Annotated in this window: 10 protein-coding genes; 4 read left to right on the top strand and 6 right to left on the bottom strand. The window is 58.5% G+C overall.

The features are described 5' to 3' along the window. The 3 genes from GHO41_RS27665 to GHO41_RS27655 all read right to left on the bottom strand — a co-directional run. The coding region (locus GHO41_RS27665) for a biotin/lipoyl-containing protein (RefSeq protein WP_305977953.1) at positions 1-299 on the bottom strand (299 nt) is incomplete at its 3' end. Beyond that, on the bottom strand, positions 300-1,355 hold the full coding sequence (locus GHO41_RS27660) for an alpha-ketoacid dehydrogenase subunit beta (protein WP_048369354.1): 1,056 nt from the start codon (positions 1,353-1,355) through the stop codon (positions 300-302). Between the two features lie 4 nt (positions 1,356-1,359). Continuing rightward, positions 1,360-2,592: a 3-methyl-2-oxobutanoate dehydrogenase (2-methylpropanoyl-transferring) subunit alpha gene (locus GHO41_RS27655; RefSeq protein WP_048369353.1), complete on the bottom strand. Its 1,233-nt coding sequence runs from the start codon at positions 2,590-2,592 to the stop codon at positions 1,360-1,362. A 205-nt stretch (positions 2,593-2,797) separates the two neighbouring features. On the opposite strand from GHO41_RS27655, the gene GHO41_RS27650 reads away from it, so the two are divergent. Continuing rightward, a complete protein-coding gene (locus tag GHO41_RS27650) occupies positions 2,798-3,286 on the top strand; it encodes an Lrp/AsnC family transcriptional regulator (RefSeq protein WP_048369352.1) in 489 nt (162 codons plus the stop codon). 112 nt (positions 3,287-3,398) lie between these two features. Here the strand turns inward: GHO41_RS27650 and GHO41_RS27645 are convergent, their stop codons facing one another. Next, entirely contained in the window at positions 3,399-3,944 is a 546-nt protein-coding gene (locus GHO41_RS27645; RefSeq protein ID WP_153435193.1) for a histidine phosphatase family protein, read from the bottom strand. A gap of 113 nt (positions 3,945-4,057) precedes the next feature. Here GHO41_RS27645 and copC point away from each other — a divergent pair, with 113 nt between their 5' ends. The 3 genes from copC (at position 4,058) to GHO41_RS27630 (ending at position 6,746) form a co-directional block, all read left to right on the top strand. Next, positions 4,058-4,432 carry a copper homeostasis periplasmic binding protein CopC gene (gene copC, locus GHO41_RS27640; protein ID WP_153435192.1) on the top strand — a complete coding sequence of 125 codons (375 nt, stop codon included), beginning with the start codon at positions 4,058-4,060 and terminating at the stop codon, positions 4,430-4,432. A 4-nt stretch (positions 4,433-4,436) separates the two neighbouring features. Then, positions 4,437-5,282, top strand: a complete 846-nt coding sequence (gene copD / locus GHO41_RS27635) for a copper homeostasis membrane protein CopD (RefSeq protein ID WP_048369349.1) — start codon at positions 4,437-4,439, stop codon at positions 5,280-5,282. Between the two features lie 93 nt (positions 5,283-5,375). After that, a complete protein-coding gene (locus GHO41_RS27630) occupies positions 5,376-6,746 on the top strand; it encodes a gluconate:H+ symporter (RefSeq protein WP_048369348.1) in 1,371 nt (456 codons plus the stop codon). Between the two features lie 93 nt (positions 6,747-6,839). Here GHO41_RS27630 and lpxO read toward each other — a convergent pair whose 3' ends face one another. After that, positions 6,840-7,739, bottom strand: a complete 900-nt coding sequence (lpxO, locus tag GHO41_RS27625) for a lipid A hydroxylase LpxO (protein WP_153435191.1) — start codon at positions 7,737-7,739, stop codon at positions 6,840-6,842. 236 nt (positions 7,740-7,975) lie between these two features. Next, positions 7,976-8,249 (bottom strand): PfkB family carbohydrate kinase (locus GHO41_RS27620; protein ID WP_256678872.1); only part of this gene is annotated, 274 nt, incomplete at its 5' end.

Below are 8,249 nucleotides of genomic sequence, written 5' to 3'. Positions count from 1 at the left end.
GGTGCTTCGGCGGCTACTGCGGGTGCGGGCGCAGCGTCTTCACGCAGGTTGCCCGCGCCTTCGACTTCAATGCGGATCAGTTCACTGCCCACCGCCATGACCTCGCCAGGCTGTCCGCCCAGCGCCAGTACACGGCCGGCCACAGGGCTCGGAATGTCCACGGTGGCTTTGTCGGTCATGACGTCGGCCACCACCTGATCTTCGCTGACCAGGTCACCGACTTTGACAAACCATTCCACCAGCTCAACTTGTGCAATGCCTTCGCCAATGTCCGGCATCTTGATAACGTGCGTACCCATTTAAACCTCCATGACCCGTTGCAAAGCCGCACCCACTCGCGCCGGGCCGGGGAAGTAGGCCCACTCCTGTGCATGCGGGTAGGGCGTGTCCCAGCCGGTTACGCGTTCAATCGGTGCTTCCAGATAGTGGAAACAGTGCTCTTGAACCAGCGCAATCAGCTCGGCGCCAAAGCCGCAGGTGCGGGTGGCTTCGTGCACGACAACGCAGCGACGGGTTTTCTTCACGGAGGTAACAATTGCATCCAGGTCCAGCGGCCACAGGCTGCGCAGGTCGATGACTTCAGCGTCGATGCCGGTTTCTTCGGCAGCGGCCTGGGCCACGTAGACGGTGGTCCCGTAGGTGAGGATGGTGACTTCAGTGCCAGGGCGCACGATGGCGGCGCAGTCCAGCGGCACGGTGTAATAGCCATCCGGCACGGCGCTGGCGGAGTGTTTGGACCACGGCGTGACCGGGCGCTCGTGGTGGCCATCGAACGGGCCGTTGTACAGGCGTTTTGGCTCAAGGAAGATTACCGGGTCATCGTTTTCGATCGCGGCAATCAGCAAGCCCTTGGCGTCATACGGGTTGGACGGCATGACGGTGCGCAGGCCGCAAACCTGGGTGAACATCGCTTCGGGGCTTTGGCTGTGGGTCTGGCCGCCATAAATGCCGCCGCCGCAAGGCATGCGCAGGGTCATGGGGGCGATGAACTCGCCCGCCGAGCGATAGCGCAAGCGTGCCGCTTCAGAGACGATCTGGTCGGACGCCGGGTAGAAGTAGTCGGCAAACTGGATTTCAGCCACCGGGCGCAAGCCGTAGGCGCCCATGCCCACGGCGGCACCGACGATGCCGCTTTCCGAGATCGGCGCGTCAAACACCCGCGAGCTGCCGTACTTGGCCTGCAAGCCTTCGGTGCAGCGGAATACGCCGCCGAAGTAGCCGACGTCCTGGCCGAACACCACCACGTTGTCATCGCGCTCAAGCATGACATCCATGGCCGAGCGCAGGGCCTGGATCATCGTCATGGTGCTGATACTCACGGCGTTCTCCATCTGAATTTTATTGTTGTCGTTCATCTGGTTATAACCCCAACTCTTGACGTTGCCGACGCAGGTGGTCGGGGATGTCCTTGTACACGTCTTCAAAAATCGTCGCGGCGCTCGGCATTTGCCCGCCCGCCAGGGTGCCGAAACGCTCGGCTTCCTTTTGCGCGCCAATGATTTCGGCTTCGAGCTCGGCGCTGACCGCCGCGTGTTCTTCTTCCGACCAGTTGCCGGTGGCAATCAGGTGCTGCTTGAGACGGGCAATCGGGTCGCCCAGTGGGAAGTGGCTCCAGTCGTCAGCCGGGCGGTATTTGGACGGATCATCCGAGGTGGAGTGCGGGCCTGCGCGGTAAGTGACCCATTCGATCAGTGTGGGGCCCAGGTTGCGCCGCGCGCGTTCTGCAGCCCAGACCGAGGCGGCGTAAACGGCCACAAAGTCGTTGCCGTCAACCCGCAGCGAGGCAATCCCGCAGCCTACGCCACGACCGGCGAAGGTGGTGGATTCGCCGCCGGCAATGGCCTGAAAGGTCGAAATCGCCCACTGGTTATTCACCACGTTAAGAATGACCGGCGCGCGGTACACGTGGGCAAAGGTCAGGGCGGTGTGAAAGTCAGATTCGGCGGTGGCACCATCGCCAATCCAGGCCGAGGCGATTTTAGTGTCGCCCTTGATGGCCGAGGCCATGCCCCAGCCGACTGCTTGTACGAATTGAGTGGCCAGGTTGCCAGAAATACTGAAAAAGCCGTAGTCGCGCACCGAGTACATGATGGGCAACTGCCGACCCTTGAGGGGGTCGCGCTCGTTGGACAGTAATTGGCAGATCAGGTCGACCAGCGGCACGTCGCGGGCCATCAAAATGCTTTGCTGACGGTAGGTCGGGAAGCACATGTCATCCAGGTTCAGCGCCAGGGCCTGAGCGCTGCCAATGGCTTCTTCGCCCAGACTTTGCATGTAGAACGACATTTTTTTCTGACGCTGGGCTACCACCATGCGGGTGTCGAAAATTCGCGTTTTGAGCATGGCGCGCATACCGGCGCGCAGTACCTCGGTCGGGACGCCTTCGGCCCACGGGCCAAGTGCCTGGCCCTGGTCATCGAGCACGCGAATCAGGCCTTTGGCCAGATCAGCCGTGTCGGCAGGGTCTACGTCTATAGCGGGTTTGCGGACCTTGCCGGCATCGGTCAGGCGCAGGTAGCTGAAGTCGGTCTTGCAGCCTGGTCGGCCGGAGGGCTCGGGAACGTGCAGGCGCAACGGTGCATAGTCGGTCATGGCTTTCTCTACGCTCGATCTTGTCGTGTTTATTAGGCGCGGGAGCTAGTTGTGAGTCGAACATCTGGCTGTTTAAAAAGCCAAATCTTGTCCTACAACAATCATAGGCCTGACCGTGAAGAATATTTATCTGTAGTTCATTGTGCTTTGCGCTCAATAAGGATAAGAATTCTGCATAAACATAAAAAACAGGTGTTTTTATCTCATGCGCAAGCTAGATCGAACGGATATCGGGATTCTCAACAACCTTCAGCAGAATGCGCGCATCACCAATGCGGACCTTGCGCGCTCGGTTAATTTGTCACCGACGCCGTGTTTTAACCGGGTCAAAGCCATGGAAGAGCGCGGGCTGATTCGTGAACAAGTGACCCTGCTGGACGCCGACATGCTGGGCCTGCACGTTAACGTGTTTATTCATGTCAGCCTGGAGAAGCAGGTAGAGGAGGCGTTGCAGCACTTTGAGGCGGCGATTTCGGATCGCCAGGAAGTCATGGAGTGCTATTTGATGGCCGGCGACCCGGATTATTTGATCCGGGTGCTGGTGCCGAGCATTCAGGCGCTGGAACGTTTCATGATGGACTTTCTGACCAAAGTGCCGGGGGTGGCGAACATCCGTTCCAGCTTCGCCCTCAAACAAGTGCGCTACAAAACCGCGCTGCCCTTGCCACCGGGCGGCCTGACCCTCGAAGAGTGATGTTCAAACTGTAGGAGCGAGCTTGCCTCGCGATCTTTTGATTGTGTTTTTAAGATCAAAAGATCGCAGCCTTCGGCGGCTCCTACGGGGGGATTGGGTGCGATGCATGCTTTTAAAACCGCAGGCGCCAGCGTTCATTGAAACGCAGGTCGACAATCGCCAGCGGTTCGATATCAATCAGGTTAAAGGAGGCGGTGCTGGCCTGCAGCGCGTGCAAGATCGCGGCGCGGATGACGAAGGGGTGAGTCACCACGGCAAAGTGGCCTTCTTCGCGAAATGAGTCAAGCCAGGTGCCAACCCGCACGCATAGCCCATTCACCGTTTCACCGCCATGGGGAGCCTTGTCGGGGTTGTTGATCCACTCGGCCAGCGCCTGGGGAATATTCTGTTGGAGGTCTGCCAGGCTGTGACCTTTCCAGTCCCCCGCATCGTAATCCTCAAGCTCGGGGATGATTTCTATTTCGCCACCCAGGGCGTGGGCCGTTTGCAAGGTTCGCGCTTCAGGCGCGCAAAGGATGCGCACGGGCTTTTTCAAAGCAGAGGCGATAAGTGCTGCTTTTTCCAGGCCTTTGGGTTCCGGCGGCTCATCCAGTGCAAAGCGCCCTTGACGCTGCGCTTCAGTGCGGGCGTGAGAAATAAAACTGAGGCGAGTGGGCATTATCAATTCCTTGCGCGGGACGCGTTGTTAACCTTCGGGCAGCGTTTGGGCGCCCCCCAAATGAGATTAGGCGAGTATTATTGCGGCGTATTCCTATCTCAAGGTACTTCGCGATGTCTGCTGCTTTCTTGAAAAAAATCCTCAATGCATCAGCGTTGGTGGCACTGATGGTCGGTGCCAGTACTGCCTTCGCTCACGCGCATCTCGAACAAGCGACCCCGGTTGCTGATAGCAGCGCAAGCGACGTGAAGGTATTGCGTTTGCAGTTCAGCGAAGGTGTTGAGCAGGCGTTTACCAAAGTGGCTGTCAGCCATGACGGCGCTCCCGTCGCGTTGAGCAGTGTCAAAACCGAACCTGCGGATAAAAAAGTATTGATCGTGACGCCTGAGCAGCCCTTGGCGGCGGGGCAGTACGAGGTCAAGTGGAACGCGGTGTCGGTTGATACCCACAAAAGTAACGGCGAATACAGCTTCACGGTGAGCAACTGATTTGATGTTCAGCGCCATGGTGGTCTGCCGGTTTGTGCATTTCAGTGCAGTGTTGCTGCTGTTCGGTGGCTGGGTCTTCAGACCGTTGTTGCCGGGGACGCTGTCAGGTCCCCGGCAACAGGTGCAGGGCGCCTATCGCGGGTTGGCCTGGCTGGCGCTGTTCAGTAGCCTTGCCTGGTTACTGCTGACGACGTTCTCAATGGCCGGTAGCTGGGCAGACACGCTGGACCTGGCCACCCTGAAGCTGGTGCTGGGCAGTACCTTTTTCGGTCAGGTCTGGACCGCCCATTTGCTGTTCAACGGGTTGTTGCTGATTGCGTTGTACACCACGGCGCGTTTCGGCCTGATCGCTGTCGTGAGCTTTTTGCTGCTGGCCACGCTGGCGCCCGTTGGTCATGGCGCGATGCTCGATGGTTGGCAGGGCCAGTTATTGATCCTCAATCAGATGATCCACTTGCTGTGTGTCGGTGCCTGGGTGGGCGGGCTGCCGGTGTTGTGGTGGGTCCTTACGCGGCCTGCCGGGGTAGCGGTCGATGCGGTGTTGCGGCGTTTCAGTAATGTCGGTTTCGTACTGGTGGCCGGGATCATTCTTACAGGGCTGATCAATACGCGGGTGCTGACCGGAGCGCTCTGGCCTACGCCGCTGTTTCAGGGCTTTGCGCTGATTCTATTGATCAAGGTGGTGCTGGTCGGGTTGATGCTGCTGTTGGCCCTGTTCAATCTGCTGATGAGTCGCGCGGGGCACTTCTGCGTCTTACGCCGCAGTGTCGCCATTGAGTGGCTATTAGGGGTGTCGGCGGTGGCCGCGGTTTCACTGTTAGGCACGTTGCCACCGCTGGTCGTCAGCTAGGGCGCATCTGTCTCAATCTTCATCCAGAGCGGTTTTGCCATCCGCTATATTTACCTCTCTCGTAACAAAAAAATACAAAGAGAGGGCTCTTCGTTGGATCTTTCACATCCGCTATGGCTGGCACACGACACGCAGTTGATCGTGTGCTGCCTGCTGGCAATTGTCGCCATCATCGTTTTAATCAGCGTCTGCAAGCTCACGCCTTTTCTTTCGATTCTGATCGGTACCTTTATTGCCGGGATCGGTGCCGGGTTGCCGCCAGAAATGGTCGCCAAGGCATTCAGCAAAGGCGCAGGCAGCATCCTCGGGGAGGCCGGGATCATCATTGCCCTGGGCGCTATGCTCGGGGCCTTGATGGCGGAGTCCGGGGCGGCAGACCAAATCGCCGCCACTTTGTTGCGCCATGCCAAGGGCCGCGCCTTGCCGTGGGTGATGGCATTGGTGGCAATGGTGATTGGCTTGCCCTTGTTTTTCGAAGTGGGGCTGGTGCTGATGGTGCCGATCATTTTTGTGATCGCCCGGCAGTCGGGCCAGCCGCTGCTTAAGGTCGCTATCCCGGCATTGGCCGGCATGACGGCGCTGCATGCCTTGATGCCTCCACATCCCGGGCCTTTGATTGCGGTAAGCGCCTTGCACGCCGATCTGGGGCTGACCATGTTGCTGGGTCTATGCCTGGCGATTCCTGCAGTGATTCTGGCCGGGCCGCTGTACGGCATTTGGTTGTCCAAGCGCATGCATGTGGTGGAGCCAGCCGAATTGGGCGCGCTGTTTTCCGCCAAGGTCCCGACCCGACGCAAGCCAACCTTTGCGGTGTCCTTGCTGATTATTCTGCTGCCCGTGCTGTTGATGTTGGGCAGCACGCTGGCCAAGGTGGCCATGGCGCCGGAAAGCGGCTTGGCCGTGACCCTGAAGTTTTTGGGTGAGCCGTTGATCGCGCTGGGGCTGGCGGTGCTGGCGGCGGTGATTTGCCTGGGCTGGTCCATCGGTATGGCCCGCGATCAAGTGGGCGGTGTACTACGCAAAAGCCTGGCGCCGATTGCCGTGTTGCTGCTGACGATTGGCGCAGGCGGTGGCCTGAAAGAAACCCTGCTGCAAGCCGGCATCAGCGACACCATCAGTAAAGTGGCGAACGGTGCGCATCTGTCCTACGTCATGCTGGCCTGGCTAATTGCCGTGGCGTTGCGCCAGGCCACGGGTTCGGCAACCGTAGCGACCACCACGACAGCCGGTATTCTGGCACCCCTGATCATCGGCCTTGAAGGCGTCCAAGGCTCTTTGGTGGCGCTGGCAATCGGGGCGGGCTCGGTGTTTTTCTGTCACGTCAACGACGCAGGCTTCTGGATGGTGCGCGAGTACTTTGGCCTACAGCTCAAGCAGACCCTGATGGTCTGGTCAGTGCTGCAAACCATCGTCTCGTTGGTGGGGCTGCTGGGCGCGCTGTTGCTATGGAATTTGCTGGTCTAGAAACGTTACTGACCCTTGTAGGAGCGAGCTTGCCTCGCGATCTTTTAAAAGATCAAAAGATCGTGAGCAAGCTCACTCCCACAGGAGGGTGGGCTAAATCAGCAGGAACACTGCCAGCAATCCACCAAAGATTGCCCATTTTTCCAGGTAGTAGCGCGTGCGATTGCGCTTTTTCAGCTCTTTGCCGCGCAGACGGATCTTGTACAGCCGGGTAAAGGCCCGGTTCAGGCCGCCGGTTTTATCGTTGTCATCGTTCGGTGAGCTGGCCGACGCCATGACGGTGCGGCTGAACCATTGGTTGAAGGCCGCCGCCCAGCGATATTTCATTGGGCGCTCAACGTCACAGAACAGGATGATGCGGTTCTTGTCGGTGGTGTTTTCGGCGTAATGGATAAAGGTTTCGTCGAACATCACCGCTTCACCGTCACGCCAGGCATAGTTCTGACCATCGACATTGATGTAGCAGCCCGGATCATTCGGGGTGTCCAGGCCCAAGTGGTAGCGCAACGAACCGGCGTAAGGGTCACGATGGCGAACCAGTTTCGAGCCGGGTGGCAACTCGGCAAACATCGCCGCCTTGACGGTGCCAATACCATTGAGCAATTCAATCGTGCGTGGGCACAGTTCCATCGCTGAAGGATGGTTGTCGCCGTACCATTTCAGGTAAAAGCGCTTCCAGCCGCTCTTGAAGAACGAGTTGAAACCCACGTCGTTCGGTTGTTCGGAGCGTTTGATTTCACCGGCCTGCATCAGGTTTCGTGCTTCTTCGCGGATTTCTTGCCAGTGGTCCTGCAGGACCTGGAGCTGCGGGAAGTCCGCTGGCTTCAGGTAAGGCTGGCTGGGCACTTTGGAAAACAGATACAAGAAGCAGTTGAGCGGCGCCAGAAACGTGGAGTGGTCGCTCAATTGACGCCCTAGCTTGTGGCGAACGTTGCCCCGCAAGTGGACGTATGCGATGGAAAAGACGTAAACAGCAATAATGATGAGTTTCAAAAGTATCGTCACACAGTAAGAAATACACTGCCCGACTTGCACGCAAGTGGCCCGACATCCTGTAGGAATTGCCGGGTACTGGTGTAGCTGGAAGGGAGCCAAAGCGTAAGGTTAAACACCAGTTTGAGCATTTTCCAGCCTTTGACGACAGATAAGTGTCTATGTGCGTACAGTCTTTGGTCGGGTTGCGAGTCAGTTTTTGTTTGTTTTGGTCTGTTTTAGCGATGTATGTGCGCCTAAATGCGGGTTTTCTGGATCAATCTGTCAACTTCATCGGCTTTGGGTGACGTCGCCGGCCCCCGGCGAGTAACGGCCAAAGCCGCCGCAGCATTGGCGCGTTTGGCCGCCTCTGGCGCAGCGTGGCCGGCGCTTAATGCGGCAATCATGACCCCGCAATGAGCGTCTCCAGCGCCATTACTGTCGATGGCCTGCACCTTGAACCCGGCAATCAGCTGTGACCCGTGGGCGTCGCTGACCCAGCAGCCTTGCGGGCCGTCGCGCAGCACGATC

This window comes from Pseudomonas sp. FSL R10-0399, from assembly GCF_009600165.1.
Lineage (GTDB): Bacteria > Pseudomonadota > Gammaproteobacteria > Pseudomonadales > Pseudomonadaceae > Aquipseudomonas > Aquipseudomonas helleri.
This window is presented reverse-complemented; position numbering and strand designations above follow the sequence as displayed.

What these genes read in the sequence shown, in the direction of transcription:
- copD (WP_048369349.1), top strand. Translation starts at nt 4,437, where the DNA reads ATGTTCAGCGCCATGGTGGTCTGCCGGTTTGTGCATTTCAGTGCAGTG.
- GHO41_RS27655 (WP_048369353.1), bottom strand. Translation starts at nt 2,592, where the DNA reads ATGACCGACTATGCACCGTTGCGCCTGCACGTTCCCGAGCCCTCCGGC.
- GHO41_RS27660 (WP_048369354.1), bottom strand. Translation starts at nt 1,355, where the DNA reads ATGAACGACAACAATAAAATTCAGATGGAGAACGCCGTGAGTATCAGC.
- GHO41_RS27645 (WP_153435193.1), bottom strand. Translation starts at nt 3,944, where the DNA reads ATGCCCACTCGCCTCAGTTTTATTTCTCACGCCCGCACTGAAGCGCAG.
- copC (WP_153435192.1), top strand. Translation starts at nt 4,058, where the DNA reads ATGTCTGCTGCTTTCTTGAAAAAAATCCTCAATGCATCAGCGTTGGTG.
- GHO41_RS27650 (WP_048369352.1), top strand. Translation starts at nt 2,798, where the DNA reads ATGCGCAAGCTAGATCGAACGGATATCGGGATTCTCAACAACCTTCAG.